Here is an 18,537-nt window from a genome sequence, read left to right as displayed (position 1 = left end):
ATCGCGCCTTGCCTAGAACCGCTTGCTCAACTCCAGGCCCACCGTCCGCGGCTGATTAGTCCACTTGAACGTTAGCAACGAGTCCTCGTCGCGCACACGCAGGTCTCCTCGTTCGTCGAGAACATTCTCGATGTAAAAGGTCAGATTCAACCCGGAATCGGCCTTGTTGACGCCTGCACGCAGATTGAGAATTTCATACGCGTTCTGCTTGCGATTGAATCGGGAGGCAGTTTGCAGTTCTGAATTCGATTCTCCGTGATAGGCAAATTCACCGCGCACGAAAGCGTCCCATCCACTCGCCGGCAATACCCAGTCGTAGTGCGCGGCAGCATTTGCGGTGAATTCCGGAATGAACGGCAGTTCGTCGCCCTTGCGGCCTGGTGCCACGACCTGGTCCGTGATCTGGTCCTCGGTCAATTCATGTTTTGGCAACCAGCTTGCACCGGCGCTCAGGGTGAGCCCGTCGCTTGGCCGTGCCTGCAACTCGAGTTCGACACCTTGAATCTGTGCCGCGCCCGCGTTGCCGAGGAAGCCGAATGCGCCGGTGGGGTCTCGACCCGATACCTGGATGTCCTTCCAGTCGATCATGAACAGCGCAGCATTCAGCAGCAACCTGCCGTCGAGCAGCGTCGTCTTGGCGGCCACTTCGTAGTTCCAGATGCTGTCCGATTCATAGCCTGGCGGCACAGCGACGATGCCCTGTTGATTCGTACCGCCGAGACGGAAACCCTGGGAAGCAAGCGCGTAGAACAGCAGATTGGCGGTTGGTCGATAGGACAACTGGATCTTCTTGATTACCTTGTCTTCCTTGAATCGACGCGGGTCGGCAGCTGGCGGCGGGGCTGTCGTGAACAGGGCGAAAGGAAAGAGCGTCAGGCCCAGGTCCGTTTGCTCGGCCTCGAACCAGCGCAACCCGCCCATGATTTCGAACTGATCCGACAGCGCGTACGACAACTCGCCGAAGACCGCCTTTTCCTTGATGTTTCTGTCATTGACGCGCGCGGTAACGCAGGGGTTGCAGTCCTCGATGCCAGTGCCTGGCACCGGCCCGATGTAGCCGGTCGGGGGTTGCAGCGGCGCCAGGGGATATCCGGTGTCGATGTCGACAGCGGGAACATAGCTGCGAAAACCCGATTCGCGGTCGCGATAGAACACGCCTCCAAGCCACTGCAGGCGCGGTCCCGCTTTGGAATTCAGCCGCAGCTCGAAGGCCTTTTGAGTAATGTCCTGCGACTGATCGGTGAGTGCGGGGAAGAAGTCCGGGCGAACCGCCGCGGGGTCCGTTGGTAGCACCGGTTCCGGCCGAATTCCGAGACGCAGCAGTACCCAGGTGGAATCGCGCTTGAATGCGAAGTCACGCTTGTAGAGTGATCCGGTCGCGACCAGTGCTGCCCGCGCGAAGTCCCAGTTCATGGTCAGGCTGTAAAGACGCTGGTCGTCGGGCATGTTGCTGCGCACGTAATCGCCAACCTGGAGATCGCCGGTGTTGAAGAATGCGATGTTGCGGATTTCCGTCAGTGGCGCCCCGGAGTTGGCGCGAAAGTCGGGATTGCTTGCGTCAGCGGAGAACGAATCGTACGGGTTGTAGCGACTCGAACCACCGCTGTCGCGGTTTTCCGCCCACGCCATGAGATCAAGGGTGAGGTTGTCGCTCGGCTGCAGGCGCAGCGCAAGGCGGGCGCCAACGCTTTCATTCCAATTGATGTCACTCAGGTTGAGCCGCACATTGTCGATGTACCCGGCATCGCGGTCGTAGTAGGCAACGCCGCGAAATGCCAGCCGGTCTTCGACCAGTGGCACGTTCAACATGCCATATGCGTTACTGCCCTGGTCGCCGTGACTGACACTATTCGCGCCAAGTTGGACCAGGCTTGAAAGTTCATTCATTTCAGGCTTGTTGAGAACGAAACGAACCGTACCAGCCTGCGAGTTCGCGCCAAATGTGGTCCCTTGCGGGCCCTTGAGAACTTCGACGCGGTTGACATCGAACAGCTTCAGATCCGTGGTCTGGGAGCCGCTGTCTCCGCTGGCGCCCTGGATGCCCGGTACGGGAACCTCGTCGTAGTAGACCGCGACCTGCTCCTGACCAGCGGAGCGTACGCCGCGCAGCACGTAGCGTTTCTGGCCGGCGCCTTCATCGGAGAACGTGAGGCCAGGAACCTGATACGCGAATTCATCAAAGTTGAACGCGCCCATGGCTGCAAGCTGGTCGCCACTCAACGCGGTGATCGTTGCCGGCACGTCCTGCAGTTTTTCGTCGCCCCGCTTGCGTGCGCTGACGATGATTTCCTGCAGCAGCGGGCCTTTCGGCTCCGCTGCATCGGCAGCGTTGGCAGTCGACGGGAGATTCGACAGTCCGCCGCCCATGGCTATCGCCAAACTCAATATGGTCGCTGGAGGCGCACCGCTCGTGGTGCGTGTCTTGGTGCTCATTGGCTTTCGTCTCCCCCGTGCAGATTGTGGAAGTGAGCTACTTCGGCCGGGTGGCGACGCCCTGCATCGTGCCGAAGGATCGGCTACTTAAAATATGCATTTTCATATATATTACGAAGTGAATTATCTGTCAACTTGCCAGCGGGACGTGACCCGTTAGGATCACGAACCGCACGATGGGATCCTGACAAGGAGCTTCAAGATGGCGAATCTCCTGGCGATTCTTCTCCTTCTGGTCACGGCTGTCAGCGCAGCGCCTGCCACCGCCGGGACGGACGGCCGTTACACGATCGTCCATGCGGGCACCTTGCTGGCGGTTCCCGGTGAACCGCCTGTCAGCCCTGGCACGGTAGTCGTCAAAGACGGCAAGGTCACTGCGGTGCTATCGGGCCTCGCAAGCCCGGCGGACCTGCACCTCGATGGCGGGGCCGTTGACATGATCGACTTGCAGAACTCATTCGTGATGCCCGGATTCATCGACTTGCATGTGCACCTGTCGGCAAGCGGGGGCGAGCGGCAGCTGGTGCTGGTGACCCGGCCGGATGCCTACATGGCGCTGGTCGCGCAGAGCAATGCGCTGCGCACGCTGATGGCAGGATTCACCACCGTGCGTGACCTTGGCTCTCGCGGCGATTCGGTGTTGTCATTGCGCGATGCCATTCGCGATGGCGTCGTCGCCGGGCCCAAGATCGTTGCCGCCGGCGCGCCGATTACACCGAGCGGCGGACACGGCGACACGCATGGCTACCGTTCCGAGGTAATGGCCGCGCTGCCAGCCGCTGGCGTCTGCAACGGTGCTGATGACTGCCGGCGCGCCGTGCGTGAGGCCGTAAGACGTGGCGCGGACGTAATCAAGGTGACTGCCACCGGAGGCGTGCTGTCGAATGTCAACGCAGGCACCGGTCAGCAGTTTACCGACGAAGAACTTCGTGCCATTGCTGACACCGCGCATATGCTCGGCCGCAAGGTGACCGCGCACGCGCACGCCAAGGCGGGCATTGAAGCGGCTCTGAGAGCCGGATTCGATTCGATCGAACATGCCATGTGGGCGGATGCGGATACGATGAAGCTGTTCAAGAAGACCGGAGCCTGGCTCATTCCGACCATCTACCCGATTACTTACGTTGGCGACACGCGCGAGAAGCTATTGGCCGGCCCATACAAGGACTCCCCGCCGGCCGTACTTGAAAAACTGCTCGCGCTTGGTCATCAGCCGAAGAGCATGGCGCGCATGGCAAGGGAAATGGGGGTCAGGATTGCGCTCGGGACCGATTCCGGCGTGTCGCCGAACGGCGAGAACGCACATGAGTTCATTGAATATGTAGACATCGGAATGTCGCCCATGCAGGCACTGGTCGCGGGTACGGTTGATGCTGCAACAGCTGGCGGACTCGATGATGTTGGTTCGCTGCGCGTCGGCAAGGCAGCGGACATCGTCGCCATGCCGGGGAACCCTCTCGCGAATATCGATGCGGTCCTCGGCGTGGATTTCGTCATGCGCGACGGTGTGGTTTTCAAAGGAGCAGGTCGATGACTTTTGTCCGTACCATCGCTGCAGGCCTGGCCCTGCTGTTGGCGGCCTCTCCTGGCTATGCCGATGTCATCGTAATCGACGGCGTAACGTTGATCGATGGCCGCGGCGGTCCGGCGGAACCGAACATGACCGTCGTCATCAAGGACGGGAAATTCAGCCAGATCGGTCGCGACAAAACCGTCGGCGCCTCCGACGCCGTACACGTCGACGGACGCGGCCGCTTTCTCATACCAGGGCTGATGGACATGCATGTCCATCTGCGCGGCGGTATCGAGCTGTCGCGCGAAGGACTGCGCAAAGCCGCGATCAATCGCGACGAAGGAGTCGCCGCGCTGCACAGCTACCTGTACAGCGGCGTAACCAGCATATTCGATGCCGGCAATAATCCGGAGTTCATATTCGAGTTGCGCGACGCGGAGCGGTCCGGACGTCTGCTTGCGCCGCGCATATTCGCCACCGGCGGCATTGCCACCTATCCGGGCAGCCACGGCAGCGGCCCGGGATCTACCGACCTGCGTGCATGGCCCGAAGCGCAGGCGGCGCTCGACGCCCATTTGGCGCGAAAACCCGATTTGCTCAAGCTGACGCTGGAGGAGCGCGGTTGGGGCAATCGGCCCATGATCCCCATGCTCGACCCCGACGTGATGCGAAAAGTAGTCGAGTACACGAATGACCGCGGCATTCGAACCGTAGTCCACGTCTCGAGCGAGCTGCGCGCTCGTCAGGCCATTTTTGCCGGTGTCGATGCCTTGGCACATCCAGTCATACAGGGGCCGGTGAGCGAGGAATTTCTCAAGCTGATGGGCGCCAAGCGCATTCCCATGGTTACCACGCTGACCATTGGCGACAACTACAGTCGCCTGGTTGAACATCCGGAATATCTTGACCAACCGCTCTATCGTGCTTCACTCAGCAAGCAGGAAATAGCCATGTTGCAGACGGAGCGCCGCGCGCAGTGGCAGGACAACCGCTGGACATGGTGGATGAAGTTGATGACGCCGGTGGCGCAGGACAATGTTCGCAAGCTCTATGCGTCGGGGGCGATACTCGTTGTCGGAACGGACCAGACGTCCGGTCCAGCCGTGCACCGTGAGCTCGAGTTACTCCAGTCCGCGGGAATTCCTGCTGCCGCCATCATTCGCATGGCTACGCTGAACGGAGCCATCTTGCTCGGCAAGGAAAGCGATTTGGGATCCATCGAGGCTGGAAAAATGGCCGACGCGGTCTTGTTGGACGCCGATCCGACGTCGGACATCAACAACACGAAGAGAATCGCATTGGTGATCAAGAACGGAAAGGTAGTGAAGGAGAGTCAGCTACGACTGGCCGGTGGCCCCGTAGTGGATAGAAAGATCAATTGATGGCCATCGCGAGCGACACTTCCGGGACGCCCGCCCGTGGGCAACGAATTGACTGGGCAAAGTGGCGCGAGCAGTTTCCTGTTCTCGAGCGTCGGACCTACCTGAACAGTTGTTCCTACGGTGCGCTGCCACTCGCGGGCGCGCGCGCCTTCGAAGACTACGTCGCGCACCGAATCGACGTCGGCGCCGACTGGGACGCCTGGGTTGCAAGCAACGAGGCGCTGCGCGCGGCCGTCGCGGGATTGCTGCAGGCAGACGCGGACGAGGTAGCCATCACCGCGACCGCGTCCGCCGGGTTCAATGCGCTGGCTAGCGCGCTCAGCTTCAAGGGTGAGAGACGCAAGGTCATCGTCACCGACCTCGATTTTCCGACCAATGGCCAGATCTGGTATGCGCAGGCGTTGCGTGGCGCCGAAATTGTCCGGCTTCCTGCCACCAACGGCACGGTCCGGATGGATGAGTTCGAGAAGGCCATCGACGATCGCACGCTGCTGGTGACCACTTCACACGTCAACTACCTCACGGGCGCGCGCCTCGATCTGCCGCAGCTGGTGAAGCTTGCGCACTCGCACGGCGCCTATGTGTGCATCGACGAATTCCAGGCACTCGGCACGCTACGGCAAACGGCGTGCACGGCGGGAGCCGACTTCGTCGTCGGCGGCATGTACAAGTATCTGCTCGGCACAGCCGGCGTCGCCTATCTGTACGTGCGCCGCGAACTGCAGGCAGCGCTCGTGCCGACGCAGACGGGCTGGTTCGCGCAGGAGGACATCATGGCGATGGATGTCACGGCCTACCGACCCGCCGCCAATGCACGGCGATTCGAAGCAGGCACGCCTCCGGTCGTGGCCGGCTACGTTGCACGCGCCGGTCTCGACGTCATTCAAGGCGCCGGACTCGCGGCGATCGAGTTGCGCGTCCGGGAGCTGACAGCCGAAGTCAAGGACGAAGCCCGGCGTTGCGGCTACCGCATGCTGACGCCCTCGGACGCGGCGGACCACGGCGCCATGATCGCCGTTGCAAGCCACGATCCGTCCAAACTGGTAGCGGCGCTCGCAAGCGAGAACGTGACCGTCACGTCCCGTGGCGGCGCGATCCGCATTGCCATGCATGCCTACAACAATTCGGTGGATATCGAAAAGGCCTTCAAAGCCCTACACAAGCACCAAAGCCTGATCGTGCGGTAACACCGCGCGCCCGCGCGAATTTCACATATCCTGTTGCAGCCCTGATTGCCGGATCTCGCAATTTCGGAGGTCTCGCGCGCGGCTATCCGGCCCACTCGCACAGTCGTGATAACCGACACTGAATAGCCGGCGGAAATTGCCGTTAATGGCGCATGCGCCTCCGCCGTACGAGTCCTGCGATTCCTGCGCTGGCGAGCATCATCGCGATGCTTGCCATGCCTGATCGGCTCGCCGCCGCACCCGGCGCTGCGAATGACTGGCGCTTCAGCGTCGATACCGCGGCGCGCAGCGTCTGGAACGAGACGCTTGGTGGCGATGCGCAAGCCTATTTCCTCGGCCTCGACGTGCACCGGGTCTTCAGCGACGAGCGCGGCGACATCGGCACGCTTACGCTGCAGCCTTATCTGACGCGACTGGTGGACATGCCCATGTATCCGCCATTCTTCGACGGACCCAATGACACCGAACTCGTCTTCCGCATCTTCAACTTCAACCTGACCCGCTACGGCGGTGGGCGCAGCAACGTACGCATCGGCCACTTTGAGATCCCGTTCGGACTCGAGCAGGTCGTCAATACCAACGGAACGTTGCACGACTATATTCATGGGCCCAATCTCGGCGTCAAGGCCGACTGGGGCCTCGGCGTCAACGGCGATCTGCCGCGTTTTGAATACGAAGCGGCCATCACCCGCGGTTCGGGTAACGAATGGGAAAACCTCGGCAGTCCCTACATCGTTGCTGCGCGGATCGGTACGCCGCGCGACGCCGCATTCGCTGTCGGCCTGTCCGTTTTCGATGGCCGTGTTTTCGATCGTTCGCAGAGTGATTTCACGACTCGCCGGCGGCGCGTCGGTGTCGATGCCATCTGGACCGGGCCGCGGATTGGCCTGCAGGCGGAGCTTTCAGCCGGTAAGGATGAAGCCCTCAAGGTGCGTGCCGCGCTGATCGAGCTCGACCTCGATGCGCGCGACGGCATGTGGCGCGGATTCCTGCAGACACGCTGGTTGCGACGCGAAGACCCGGGGACCGGCGCGAACAACGACAGCCTCGGCCTGGGGCTTGGCATTCGAGTTGCGCCGGACAACCACTGGTCGATTGATCTGCAGCTCGATCGCAATCTGCGCCAGCCAGTTGGCATGCCGCTTGCGACCATGCTGAGCGCGCAACTGCGGTATCGCACATGAGTTGCCGGCACTACACGGCCATCGCGTTGCTGCTGCTCGCTGGCATCGTCGCGACGCCGACGGCCAATGCCCAGGCGTTTTGCGCACTGCGGGACCCGACTTCGCAGATCTACCGCCTGTACCCGCAGGCGACCAGCTATCGCTCGATCGTACGCTCCGTGGATGCCAATGCGCGTGCGCGCCTCGCCGCCGAACTGCCGTTCTCGATTCATTCACGCGAAGTCGGCAAGCACACCTTGTATCTCGCATTGCGCGATGGCGTACCGCTTGGGCTCGTACACGTGCGCTCGGAGCCGAGCGACTGGGGCCTGGTCGAGATCGCCTGGTCGATCGGTCTCGACATGCGAATCTCCGGCTTCGCATTCCAGCGCTGCCGCGGTCGCGGCTGCCCCGATGTCGAGAGCGTTGATTTCCAGACCCTCCTGCAGCATCGCAACCTCGATGGTGCCCGCGCCCTGCTGACCCCCGCGGCGGACCACCTGAGCGCCGCACTTGCCTGGCACGACCCGGCCAGCGAGCGGCTAGCCGTGACCGTCGCGAGGTCCGCAGTCAAGACGCTTGCCATTACCGATCTGATTTGGGGCCCAGAACTCGTCGCGCTGCGGTGACCTGTGCGGATCGGGCGCATCGTCACCGTCAGTGCGATAGTCAGCAGCCTGGGAGCGGTCCTGCTCTGTGGCTGGCTCGCGGTCAACTTCACGCGGCTTGAGAGCAAGCGCGATCAACTCGGCAGCGACGCCCTTGTCCTCGGTGACTCCCGGCGTCTTGAAGATACGCTCAGGCAATGGACGTTGCTGTCGGATCTGGTCTTTGGGAGCAATGAGACCTATCTACAGCTCGGTGCGGTCGAACAGGGCAGGTTGGCCCTCGAGCTGATCGCCCAATTGGAACGCTCGCCGTTGACTGCGGATGCGGCGCCGGGGCTCGCAGTCCTGCGCGATTTGATTGCGCGCAATGCCGAGGCGCTGGACCAGGCCGCTGTGCTCACGCCCGCCGAACATGACGCGTTGAATGCGCTGATGGCGGAGTGGGACAGCCGGGCACCGCGCGCAATCGAGGCGCTGGGCCTCGTACAGCAACAGCTGCAGATCGCAGTCGACCGCAATCGGCTGGCGTATGAGCGTGCGCGCGACCGGTTGCGCGGCTGGGCAGTGGCGCTGCTGGCGCTGTTCTCGCTGGCAGTATTCGCCATGTGGCTGTGGGTAAGGCGCGTCCTGGTACAACCTATCGAGCGGCTGACCGACGCGGTGGACGAAGCATTGCGCATCGATCGCCCGGTCAGTCTCGAGCCGGGCGGTCCCGCGGAAGTCCGCCGTCTGTTCGCGAGCGCCGCAACGTTTGCCGCGACACTCGAGACCCGCATAAGCGAACGCACGCGCGAGCTTCAGCACGAAGTAGGCGAGCGACGCGAAGCGCAACGGCTCGCCGAGCAGGCGAGTCGCGCCAAGGATCAGTTTCTCGCCAACATGAGCCACGAGATCCGCACGCCGCTCAACGGCATACTCGGGCATGTCGAGCTGTTGATGCTGCCGGGAGTCGCAGATGCGCATCACAAGGAGCTGGCGGCGATTCAGCGCTCCGGCGAGCAATTGCTGAAAGTCGTCAATGAGGTGCTCGATTTCGCGAAGCTTCAGGACGGAGCGGACGAAGTTCGTGACGAGACCTGCTTCCGCCTTCGCGAGCTGGTCACGGATCTGACGACGCTCTACGCACCGCGCTGTGCGAAGGCTGGCGTGGCGCTACAGGCACATGTCGACGACAGCCTGCCCGACCGGCTGGTGGGCGATGCCTATCGGCTGCATCAGGTGTTGGCGAACCTGTTGAGCAACGCCGTCAAGTTCACAGAACAAGGGGCCATCACCCTGCATGTGCGGCGGGTGCGCGGCGACGGGCCAAGTGTCACCGCGCAATTCGAGGTGAGCGACACCGGCATTGGCATCGATGATGCGGATATTGCAAAGGTATTCGAGCCATTCACCCAGGTGGACGAAGGCATGAATCGCCGTCATGGCGGCACAGGGCTCGGACTTGCGATTTGCCAGCGCGTCGTGGCCTTGCTCGGCGGGGAGTTGCGCGCCGAAAGCCGCCGGGGCGAAGGCTCGCGCTTTTTCTTCGATCTTACCCTTGAGGTTGCCGCAGCGGACTCCGTGGACGATTCCCCTGGCGCGCCGCCGGGCGCGACCCGACTCCCTCGCGGTTTGCGCGTGCTGCTGGTCGAGGACAATGAAATCAACCGGGTCGTTGCCGGCGAGATGTTGCGACGTCAGGGTTGCGAGGTGGCTATCGTCGGGGACGGCGAGTCGGCCATCTCAGCCCGGTTCGAGGGCGAATTCGATCTCGTACTGATGGACGTGCAGATGCCCGGCTGTGACGGCCTCGAAGCCACGCGCCGCATACGTGAGCGCGAACGACGCGAGCATCGACCGGAGTTGCCGGTTTATGCCTTGACGGCAAACGTGCTGGCCGCCGACATAAGGGCCTGTACCGACGCGGGCATGAATGGGCACCTAGGCAAGCCGCTGCGAATGAACGAGCTCGCGACCTTGCTGCAGTGGCTGCAGGCGGCCTGAGCGGCCTGGGTGGCCTGGGCAATCGGCCAACTTTTCAGTGAACCTCGTCCGGCCGGCCCTGGCACAAATTCATTCCGAGCTTTCGATCCAGTGAGCGCAGTTGTTCCGCCCACCAGTCGCCCTGGGCACGCAGGAATTGCTCCACCTTCGCACCATGGCGTACTGGATGATCGGCGCGGATTGCGCTCCAGCCGCTGTGCGTGACGATTACATTCGTCGCGGTTCCACTCGCCTCGAAAAGCACTTCCACTTCGGTGTGTTCAGTTGCGGAGAAGTTGACATTGCGCCAGTTGAAAACCAGCCGTCTAGGCGGGTCCCATACGCTTATGCGTCCGATTTCGATAATCGAATTCTGGCCCGCCACGGTGACGGACTCAAAGAGTCGTCCGCCGACGCCAGATTCGAGGCATATCATGCCCTGGTCGCCGCTCGAATTACGGTAGCGCGGACCGCGCCGCCACCATTGTTCGATGTTCTGCGTGAAGAATTTGAACGCTACGTCGGCGGGCACGTTGATCCGCATCGATACGCGGGCATGATCATCACCTGCGCTCATGCATTGCCGCGATTGTCGCGCTCGACCTGCTCCCGGAAAGCAGCGAGCTGCTGCGTCCAGAAATGCTCGACTTCATCGAGCCAGCTGCGCAGATCCGCAAATGCGCGCGGATTCAGTTGATAGAGACGAACCCGCGCGTCGTCGTCAGGGTGCGCATCGGTAATGAGACCGGCATTGCGCAGGATGCGCAGGTGGCGGCTGAGTGATGCGGGTTCCAGATTGAGCGCGGCGGCGAGTTCACCCGCCTTGTAGGGCCGCTTGCGCAAGAGGCCGATGACCGCGCGACGCTTGCCGTCAGCGAGCGCGGCGAAACTCGAGTCGACTTTCGTGCCGCGTCGTGCCATTTCAGCCGCGGATGCGCTGCGTAAACCACCAGAGATGGCCCTCGGGATCGCGCGCGCCGTAACTGCGATCGGCCCAGTACTCCTCGCCGTAATCGTGTACACGTGGCTCATCGACGATGACCGCGCCGGCCGCGCGCGAGCGCGCGCAGTGGCTGTCGACATCGTCGACCTGCACCAGCAGGCCCTGCGTATTGGCTGAGCCCACCGAGAGCGGGCTCTTGAAATCGGCGCCCCAGGGATTGTCAGCGCCGACGCGTTCGTGACCGACCATGATCATGCCGTCGCCATAGGTCAGCTCGCTATGCTCGATGCGCCCGTTGGCACCCTCGACCTTGAGCTTGACGACAAAGCCGAAGGCGTTGCACAACCAGTCGATCATGCGCGCCGGATCGCGATAGTAGAGACCGGAGGAAATGCGCGGCCAACCGGCCGGAGAATTTTTTGCGGGCTCCATAATGGCGCTCCTTCGGAAAGTATTGGCTATATTCGTGAATAATTGACGAAAATGTCAAGTAGTTTTGACGCTGCGCGGACCGCGGCCGGACTATACCCGCAGTCATCGACCCGGTGGGTCCAGGTAGTCATCTAATGAACAGAAAATTTGCGGCTACACCAGCGCTCGCTTGCATCGCCCTCGTGAACGGGCAGTTTGCAACTGCTGCGGTACTCGATGCGGCGCCCGGCGGATTCACCATCGAGAATGTCATCACCGTTCCAGTCGACGCGAATGCTGCCTGGCGCGCGCTGGTCAACGATGTGGACGCGTGGTGGCCCAAGGACCACACCTGGTGGGGACCGGCCTCGAAGCTCTCCATCGATGCGCGGGCTGGCGGCTGTTTCTGCGAAACGACGGCGACGCAGCAGGCCGAGCACATGCAGGTCGTGTTTGTCGATCCAGGCAAGCTGCTGCGGATGAGCGGTGGACTCGGACCATTGCAGGGCATGGGTCTTGGTGGCGTGCTCGAATGGCGCATTGCGGGCACGGAAGGCGGCACACGTATCACGCTGTGGTATCGCGCAGGTGGCTACAGCACGGACGACCTCGGCAAATTCGCGCCGGTGGTCGATAGCGTCCAGGCCTTGCAGCTCGGCGGCCTCGGCGACTGGCTCACTCGCCAATCGTCCACGCCGCCCAAGCCTCCCGAGCTGGCGGTGCAATAGCGTCGCGCTCGCGACGCAGCGCCATAAAGTGACGGGCGCACCGGTCCTGATTCAATGAGCCACAGCGAATCCAAACGCACGGTCTCGGCAACTGCAGCGTCGTATCCCCTGCTCGCGGACTACAAGCGCGTTCGCGCCCAGAGCGAGGCACTCACACAACCATTGTCCGAAGCGGATTGCGAGGGCCAGTCCATGCCGGATGCGAGCCCGGCGAAATGGCACCTGGCGCATACCAGCTGGTTCTTCGAAACCTTTCTGCTGAAGCCGTGCGCGGGGTATGAGCCGCTCGATGCAAGCTATGAGCGACTGTTCAATTCCTACTACAACAGTATCGGCGAGCAGTTCCCACGTGCGAGCCGTGGCCTCTTGACGAGGCCTTCTCTCGCCGAGGTCATGCACTATCGCCGGCATGTCGATTCCGGTATGACAAGCCTGCTGTCATCGCGTGAACTTCCGGATGATCAAAAGGCGCTTGTCGAGCTCGGCCTCAACCACGAGCAGCAGCACCAGGAACTGATACTCACCGACATCAAGCATCTGCTCGCCCAGAATCCGCAGAAGCCCGCCTACCGCTCGCGTTGGCCGTTGGCGTCGGTTCGTCCCGCGCCTTCGCAATGGATTGCCGGACCCAGCGGGCTCATCAGCATCGGTCACGTGTCCGGGAGTTTCGCTTTTGACAACGAAATGCCGGCGCACCGACATTGGCTCGAGCCATTCGAACTTGCAAGCCGGCCGGTGACCAATGCCGAGTATCTCGCTTTCATCGAGGATGGCGGTTACGAGCGCCCCGAACTCTGGTTGTCAGACGGTTGGGCCGCCGCACGCGCTGCGCTCTGGCAGGCGCCGGGTTACTGGTATCGCGCGGGCGATCAATGGCGATGCTTCACCTTGCATGGCGACTCGCGTCTCGATCCGCACGCTCCGGTCTGTCATGTGAGCTTCTACGAGGCGGAAGCTTTCGCGCGCTGGGCAGGCGCACGCTTGCCGACGGAGTTCGAGTGGGAGAGCCTCGCCCGCACCATACCAGTGCAGGGAAATTTCCTCGAAAGCGGTGCCTTCCATCCGCTTGCGCAATCACGCGGTCCGGTTGCAGGCGCCATGAGCCAGATGTTCGGTGACGTCTGGGAGTGGACGCGCAGCGACTACGCGCCCTACCCAGGCTTCGCGCCGGCCGCGGGTGCGGTGGGCGAGTACAACGGCAAGTTCATGAGCGGTCAATACGTGCTGCGCGGCGGCTCCTGCGCAACGGCGGGCGATCATGTGCGCGCAACCTACCGCAACTTCTTCCCGCCCCAGGCACGCTGGCAGTTCTCCGGAATCCGCCTGGCGCGCGACCCGGTTCCGGCGAGCAGGACTTGCGCACCGGCGGGCGAACGGGCTGCATCGTCGCAAGGACAGCCGCGCACCACCGCCACAAAGCAGTTCCGGCAGGCAGGTACGCTCGACTCATCGGCACAACGCCAGGCTTTGTGCGCGGGGTTGCTCGCCCAGCCCGCAGTGCTTTCACCCAAATATTTCTACGATGTGCTGGGCTCCAAGCTTTTCGATGCGATAACAGAGCTGCCGGAGTATTACCCGACGCGCACCGAGGCTGATATTTTCGGGAAGTACGCGTCACAGATGGCGCGAGAGATTCGCGAGCTTCTCGGGCAGTGCTTCCAGATGCTCGAACCCGGTGCAGGAAGCTGCGAAAAGGCCGCGCGCCTGTTTCCTGTCTTCAGGCCGAAGCGCTTCATCGCGGTGGATGTTTCTGCCGAGTATCTGGCCGCGCAGATCGGGCGATTGCAGCGCCGCTTCGCGGACATCCAGATGGTGGGCGTCGGCATGGATTTCTCGCGCCGTTTCGAGCTGCCGGATGATATTCCGCGGGAACCCACGCTGGTGTTCTACCCAGGGTCGAGTCTTGGCAACTTCGAACCGCCGACACGACAACGGCTGCTCCGCGAGATGCGTACCAGCTCGCCCGCGACCGCCTTGCTGCTGGGCGTTGATTTCGTCAAGGACAAGGCGGAACTCGAATCTGCCTACAATGACGCACTCGGCCTGACCGCGGCCTTCAACCTCAATGCACTGCGTCATGTCAACACGCTGATCGACGCCAATTTTGATCCAGGCGACTGGTCTCACGTCGCCGTATTCAACGAGACAGCGGCTCGCATCGAGATGTACCTGCAGGCCCGCCATGCACTGACCGTACGCTGGAGCGACGGCGAGCGACGGTTCCAGGCGGGCGAGCGTCTTCGTACCGAACACTCCTACAAATGGACCGCGACGACTTTGCGCGACATGCTGAGCGAGGCGGGATACGACGTTGTGCACTTGTGGGCAGATGACGCACATCGCTTCGGCGTCGTGCTCGCCACCGCCGCTCGCGCAGCCAACGATTCCTAGCCAGGCTCCGCGCGCCGGCTATCCTCGCCATGATCGAGCTCGTTGGCATCAGCAAGCGATTCGGCGAGTTGGCCGCCCTCGATGATGTCACCTTGAGTTTTGCAACCGGGCGGACGACGGTGCTCCTGGGACCATCGGGCTGCGGCAAAACGACCTTGCTGCGAACCCTGGTCGGCCTCGTCATTCCCGACGCGGGTCGGATTGTCATTGCAGGCACGCCGCTCGATCGCAGCTCTCTGCCTGCGCTTCGACGGCGCATCGGCTACGTCATCCAGCAAGGTGGTTTGTTTCCCCACATGACAGCCAGGCAAAACATGACGCTGGTTGCGAAAGAGCTGGATTGGACGGCCGGGCGTATCGACGCACGCACCGAAGAACTGCGTTCGCTTACCCACCTGCCTGCTGCTGCGCTCGATCGCTACCCCGGGGAACTGTCCGGCGGACAGAACCAGCGCGTCGCGTTGGCGCGGGGCTTGTTCATGAATCCGGATGTGCTGTTGCTCGATGAGCCGCTCGGCGCGCTCGATCCCATGATCCGCCACGACCTGCAGCAGGAATTACGCGAGATATTCGCGAAGCTCGCGAAGACCGTGGTGATGGTGACTCACGATCTCGCCGAAGCGGCGCATTTCGCCCATCGCATCGTGCTGATGCGCAATGGCCGTGTCGTTCAGGCCGGAACGGCCAGACAGCTGCTCGATGCACCGGTGGACGAATTCGCAGCGCACTTCGTGCGCGCGCAGCGCGGCGCGCAGCTTCACGAGACCCAGCCATGAAAGTATCGATTGCGGCCGCCTCGCTGGCGATTGCCGCGCTCTGCGTTTCTTGCAGCCACGCCGACCAGACCATCGTCGTCGGCAGCAAGAGTTTTACCGAGGCGGTGATTCTCGGTGAGGCCGGGCGACTGTTGTTGCAGGATGCGGGGCTCGCGGCCACGCACAGGCGCGGTCTTGGCGGCACGCGTCTTGTGTTCAACGCGCTGGTCAGCGGCGACATCGATGCCTATGTCGAGTACAGCGGTACTCTGCGAAACGAGATATTCGCGGACGAGAACCCGGAGACCGACGAGGCACTGCGGCAGCTGCTCGCGGCGCGCGGCATTGTGCAGGGCGGACGGCTCGGATTCGAGAACAACTATGCACTCGGCATGCCGCGGGCGCGGTCAGCGGCGCTCGGAGTGCGCAGGATTTCGGATCTTCGCGAGCATCCCGAGCTGGTGCTTCGCTTCAGCGATGAATTCATGGATCGCGGTGACGGCTGGCCGGGGCTGCGTGAAATCTACGAGCTCCCGCAACGGAACGTCCGCGGACTGGTGCACGACCTGGCGTATCGCGCAATCGCCTCGGGCGATGCCGACGTCACCGACCTGTATACGACCGATGCGGAAATCGCCTACTACGAACTCGCGCTCCTCGATGACGATCGGGGCTACTTCCCGCGCTACGACGCGGTCTTGCTCTATCGAGCCGATCTCGAGCGGCGCTCGCCGCAGGCGGTCGCAGCGCTGCGGCAGCTGGTCAGTCTGATCGATCGCGAACAGATGATCGCCATGAACATGGCCGTCAAGCTCGGCGGCAAGACCGAGACACAGGCGGCTGCGGGTTTTCTCGGCGAGCGCTTCCGCGAGCGCGCGGCGAGCAACGCACCACAACTTGGCACGCGGCTGTTGCGTCGTACCGGTGAGCACCTGTTTCTGGTGTGGCTATCGCTCGCAGCTGCAGTGCTCGTGGCGGTACCGCTCGGCATCGTCGCCGCCCATCGTCCGCGCCTTGGGCAGGCGGCGCTCGCATTGGTCGGCATAGGCCAGACGATTCCGGCGCTCGCGCTGCTCGTCGTCATGGTGCCCCTGTTCGGAATCGGCGCGGGTCCCGCCCTGGTGGCGCTTTTCGTTTACAGCCTGCTACCCATCCTGCGTAACACCGTCGCCGGCATCAATGGAATTGCGGCGCCGCTGCGCGAATCCGCCGAAGTGCTGGGACTTTCGACGTCGACGATTCTGCGGCGCATCGAGTTGCCCTTGGCCATGCCCACCCTGCTCGCAGGTATCAAGACCGCTGCGGTCATCAATGTCGGTGGCGCAACCTTGGGCGCATTGGTAGGGGCGGGCGGCTATGGACAACCCATCTTGACCGGTATCCGCCTCGACGACACGGCGCTCATCCTCGAGGGCGCGCTTCCCGCCGCGTTGCTGGCCCTCATTGTCCAGTGGCTGTTCGACAAGGCAGAACAGTGGGTGGTTGCGCCAGGATTGCGCTAATCTCGACAAGTCATCACGGAATTCAGCTCACGCAGATTGGAGTTACAGATGCCCTGGTCACGCCGGAAATTCCTGGCCGCGACGGCAACGACCATCGCCGCCGCGCGGGTCGCGAAGGCCGCGCGAGCTGCGCCCTACGACGTTGCAGTGATTGGCGCGGGCCTCTCGGGCCTGCATACGGCCATGCTCCTCTCCGAGCTCGGTGCAAAGGTCGTCGTGCTGGAGGCAACCGGGCGCGTCGGCGGGCGCTGCCTGACCATGGATCGCTGGCATCTGCAGCCAGACCTCGGCGGCGTGCAGATAGGTGCTTTCTACGCACGCGTTCTCGACGTCGCCGGTCGGCTCGGTGTTGCGCTCGGGCCGGGCGCGCATGTCAATGCCGGCTACTCGTTCGTGGTCAACGACAGCCTGGTTTCGGCAAGCGAATGGCCTGACTCGCCACTCAATCGTACCGAAGGAGCAGAACGATCCGTCCCGCCCCATGCACTCGGCGGATTTTTCGTTGAGCGGCGCTCGCCGTTTGCAACATCCGACGCATGGCTCGATGATAATGCGGCGGCTTACGACCTTTCTTTGGCGGATTGGCTGACTCGCCAGGGTGCGTCGCCCGATGCACGCCGGATCATACGCGTCTCGCAGGGACGGCCGCTCGAGAGTCTTTCTGTCCTGCGCATGTTCCAGGAAGCGACGCGCGGCAAGCTCGGTTCAACGATCGTCGACCCGAAGCTGCTCGAGGGCAAGGACTTTTATCAGCGCGCGTCGCTCCTTTCGCAGCATGTCGTGGGCGGCACGTCGCGGCTTACGGAGGCCATGGCGGCCTCGCTCGGTGAGCGAGTACAGCTGAACAAACCTGTGGTCGCCATCGATCTTCGCAAGGACCATTGCGAGATTCGCTGCAGCGACCGATCGCGGGTGCGCTCGCGCTTCGCAGTCGCAGCCGTACCGTTTTCGGTTCTGCGCAGGATTGCCATCAGCCCTGCGCTTCAGGGAGATCAGGCGGATGCGGTTTCGCGCATGCCCTATGGGACCCAGAGCCAGATCTGGCTTCGCACCCGCGAACCCTACTGGGAAAAGGATGGCATCGATGCGTCGATGTGGACGGACGGCGCATTCAATCTCATTCGCCAGCAGATCGAGCCGGACGGAACGAGAGAGCTGCTCAGCGCGCTTGCCTTCAGCGACAATGCCCTGCGAGTCGATGCCATGAGCCCGGCGGAGCGGGGCCGCTTTGCCATCGCCGAGATTGAACGTATCCGGCCATCGACTCGCGGATTGCTCGAATTCGTCGGTGCGCACTCATGGGAACTGGAACCCTACCAGCATGGCTGCAGTTTCCAGATGGTGCCGGGCCGCGCATCCGCGTGGGTACGAAGCATGAGTCAGCCCCACCTCGCGCTGCACTTCGCGGGCGAACACACCCGTCGCCTCGAGATCGGGATGGAAGCAGCCATGGAGTCGGGAGAGCGCGCTGCGCTCGAAATCGCGAGCCGCATGGACTAGGCCTGGCCGACCGGCCTGCCAAACTTCGCGCCGCGCATTGCAGCGCGCGGCTATGATTG

General features: G+C 62.8%; 15 protein-coding genes. 11 read left to right on the top strand and 4 right to left on the bottom strand.

Translation table 11 applies throughout. The features are described 5' to 3' along the window. Positions 1-12 precede the first annotated feature (12 nt). Positions 13-2,433 carry a TonB-dependent receptor gene (locus tag R3E77_00735; GenBank protein ID MEZ5497930.1) on the bottom strand — a complete coding sequence of 807 codons (2,421 nt, stop codon included), beginning with the start codon at positions 2,431-2,433 and terminating at the stop codon, positions 13-15. A gap of 202 nt (positions 2,434-2,635) precedes the next feature. On the opposite strand from R3E77_00735, the gene R3E77_00730 reads away from it, so the two are divergent. The 6 genes from R3E77_00730 (at position 2,636) to R3E77_00705 (ending at position 10,269) form a co-directional block, all read left to right on the top strand. Then, the gene (locus R3E77_00730) at positions 2,636-3,967 is read left to right on the top strand and encodes an amidohydrolase family protein (GenBank protein ID MEZ5497929.1); all 1,332 of its coding nucleotides are present in this window, start codon (positions 2,636-2,638) and stop codon (positions 3,965-3,967) included. Continuing rightward, entirely contained in the window at positions 3,964-5,328 is a 1,365-nt protein-coding gene (locus R3E77_00725) for an amidohydrolase family protein (GenBank protein ID MEZ5497928.1), read from the top strand. Before R3E77_00730 ends, R3E77_00725 begins: the two co-directional genes overlap by 4 nt. Further along, a complete protein-coding gene (locus tag R3E77_00720; protein MEZ5497927.1) occupies positions 5,328-6,515 on the top strand; it encodes an aminotransferase class V-fold PLP-dependent enzyme in 1,188 nt (395 codons plus the stop codon). Before R3E77_00725 ends, R3E77_00720 begins: the two co-directional genes overlap by 1 nt. 152 nt (positions 6,516-6,667) lie before the next feature. Then, positions 6,668-7,699 (top strand): hypothetical protein, encoded by a 1,032-nt coding sequence (locus R3E77_00715; protein MEZ5497926.1) that lies wholly within the window; start codon positions 6,668-6,670, stop codon positions 7,697-7,699. Continuing rightward, a complete protein-coding gene (locus tag R3E77_00710; GenBank protein ID MEZ5497925.1) occupies positions 7,696-8,307 on the top strand; it encodes a hypothetical protein in 612 nt (203 codons plus the stop codon). Before R3E77_00715 ends, R3E77_00710 begins: the two co-directional genes overlap by 4 nt. Positions 8,308-8,310: 3 nt before the next feature. Beyond that, positions 8,311-10,269, top strand: coding sequence for an ATP-binding protein (locus tag R3E77_00705; protein ID MEZ5497924.1), 1,959 nt, complete (start codon positions 8,311-8,313; stop codon positions 10,267-10,269). A gap of 34 nt (positions 10,270-10,303) precedes the next feature. Here the strand turns inward: R3E77_00705 and R3E77_00700 are convergent, their stop codons facing one another. From R3E77_00700 to R3E77_00690, 3 genes are read right to left on the bottom strand one after another with little or no spacing between them, the layout of a single operon-like run. Then, on the bottom strand, positions 10,304-10,825 hold the full coding sequence (locus R3E77_00700) for an SRPBCC domain-containing protein (protein ID MEZ5497923.1): 522 nt from the start codon (positions 10,823-10,825) through the stop codon (positions 10,304-10,306). Beyond that, positions 10,822-11,169, bottom strand: a complete 348-nt coding sequence (locus R3E77_00695) for a metalloregulator ArsR/SmtB family transcription factor (GenBank protein ID MEZ5497922.1) — start codon at positions 11,167-11,169, stop codon at positions 10,822-10,824. Before R3E77_00695 ends, R3E77_00700 begins: the two co-directional genes overlap by 4 nt. Position 11,170: 1 nt before the next feature. Next, complete coding sequence (locus tag R3E77_00690; GenBank protein ID MEZ5497921.1) at positions 11,171-11,623, bottom strand: VOC family protein; 453 nt, start codon at positions 11,621-11,623, stop codon at positions 11,171-11,173. Positions 11,624-11,757: 134 nt separating this feature from the next. Here R3E77_00690 and R3E77_00685 point away from each other — a divergent pair, with 134 nt between their 5' ends. The 5 genes from R3E77_00685 to R3E77_00665 are packed head-to-tail and all read left to right on the top strand — an operon-like array spanning position 11,758 to position 18,478. Further along, positions 11,758-12,330, top strand: a complete 573-nt coding sequence (locus R3E77_00685) for an SRPBCC domain-containing protein (protein MEZ5497920.1) — start codon at positions 11,758-11,760, stop codon at positions 12,328-12,330. 54 nt (positions 12,331-12,384) lie between these two features. Next, on the top strand, positions 12,385-14,721 hold the full coding sequence (gene egtB / locus R3E77_00680) for an ergothioneine biosynthesis protein EgtB (protein MEZ5497919.1): 2,337 nt from the start codon (positions 12,385-12,387) through the stop codon (positions 14,719-14,721). Positions 14,722-14,750: 29 nt separating this feature from the next. Beyond that, positions 14,751-15,497 carry an ATP-binding cassette domain-containing protein gene (locus tag R3E77_00675; protein ID MEZ5497918.1) on the top strand — a complete coding sequence of 249 codons (747 nt, stop codon included), beginning with the start codon at positions 14,751-14,753 and terminating at the stop codon, positions 15,495-15,497. After that, complete coding sequence (locus tag R3E77_00670) at positions 15,494-16,978, top strand: glycine betaine ABC transporter substrate-binding protein (GenBank protein MEZ5497917.1); 1,485 nt, start codon at positions 15,494-15,496, stop codon at positions 16,976-16,978. The genes R3E77_00675 and R3E77_00670 overlap by 4 nt, the downstream gene beginning before the upstream one ends. A gap of 48 nt (positions 16,979-17,026) precedes the next feature. Next, a complete protein-coding gene (locus R3E77_00665; protein MEZ5497916.1) occupies positions 17,027-18,478 on the top strand; it encodes an FAD-dependent oxidoreductase in 1,452 nt (483 codons plus the stop codon). Positions 18,479-18,537 lie beyond the last annotated feature (59 nt).

The sequence above is a fragment of the Steroidobacteraceae bacterium genome (genome assembly GCA_041395505.1).
GTDB lineage: Bacteria > Pseudomonadota > Gammaproteobacteria > Steroidobacterales > Steroidobacteraceae > JAWLAG01.
The sequence above is the reverse complement of the archived record's forward strand: the minus strand, read 5'-3'. Positions and strand labels throughout refer to the sequence as shown.

Coding starts and splice junctions, on each gene's coding strand:
- R3E77_00675 (MEZ5497918.1), top strand. CDS start 14,751: ATGATCGAGCTCGTTGGCATCAGCAAGCGATTCGGCGAGTTGGCCGCC.
- R3E77_00715 (MEZ5497926.1), top strand. CDS start 6,668: ATGCGCCTCCGCCGTACGAGTCCTGCGATTCCTGCGCTGGCGAGCATC.
- R3E77_00665 (MEZ5497916.1), top strand. CDS start 17,027: ATGCCCTGGTCACGCCGGAAATTCCTGGCCGCGACGGCAACGACCATC.
- R3E77_00670 (MEZ5497917.1), top strand. CDS start 15,494: ATGAAAGTATCGATTGCGGCCGCCTCGCTGGCGATTGCCGCGCTCTGC.
- egtB (MEZ5497919.1), top strand. CDS start 12,385: ATGAGCCACAGCGAATCCAAACGCACGGTCTCGGCAACTGCAGCGTCG.
- R3E77_00695 (MEZ5497922.1), bottom strand. CDS start 11,169: ATGGCACGACGCGGCACGAAAGTCGACTCGAGTTTCGCCGCGCTCGCT.
- R3E77_00690 (MEZ5497921.1), bottom strand. CDS start 11,623: ATGGAGCCCGCAAAAAATTCTCCGGCCGGTTGGCCGCGCATTTCCTCC.
- R3E77_00735 (MEZ5497930.1), bottom strand. CDS start 2,433: ATGAGCACCAAGACACGCACCACGAGCGGTGCGCCTCCAGCGACCATA.
- R3E77_00710 (MEZ5497925.1), top strand. CDS start 7,696: ATGAGTTGCCGGCACTACACGGCCATCGCGTTGCTGCTGCTCGCTGGC.
- R3E77_00725 (MEZ5497928.1), top strand. CDS start 3,964: ATGACTTTTGTCCGTACCATCGCTGCAGGCCTGGCCCTGCTGTTGGCG.
- R3E77_00720 (MEZ5497927.1), top strand. CDS start 5,328: ATGGCCATCGCGAGCGACACTTCCGGGACGCCCGCCCGTGGGCAACGA.
- R3E77_00685 (MEZ5497920.1), top strand. CDS start 11,758: ATGAACAGAAAATTTGCGGCTACACCAGCGCTCGCTTGCATCGCCCTC.
- R3E77_00730 (MEZ5497929.1), top strand. CDS start 2,636: ATGGCGAATCTCCTGGCGATTCTTCTCCTTCTGGTCACGGCTGTCAGC.
- R3E77_00700 (MEZ5497923.1), bottom strand. CDS start 10,825: ATGAGCGCAGGTGATGATCATGCCCGCGTATCGATGCGGATCAACGTG.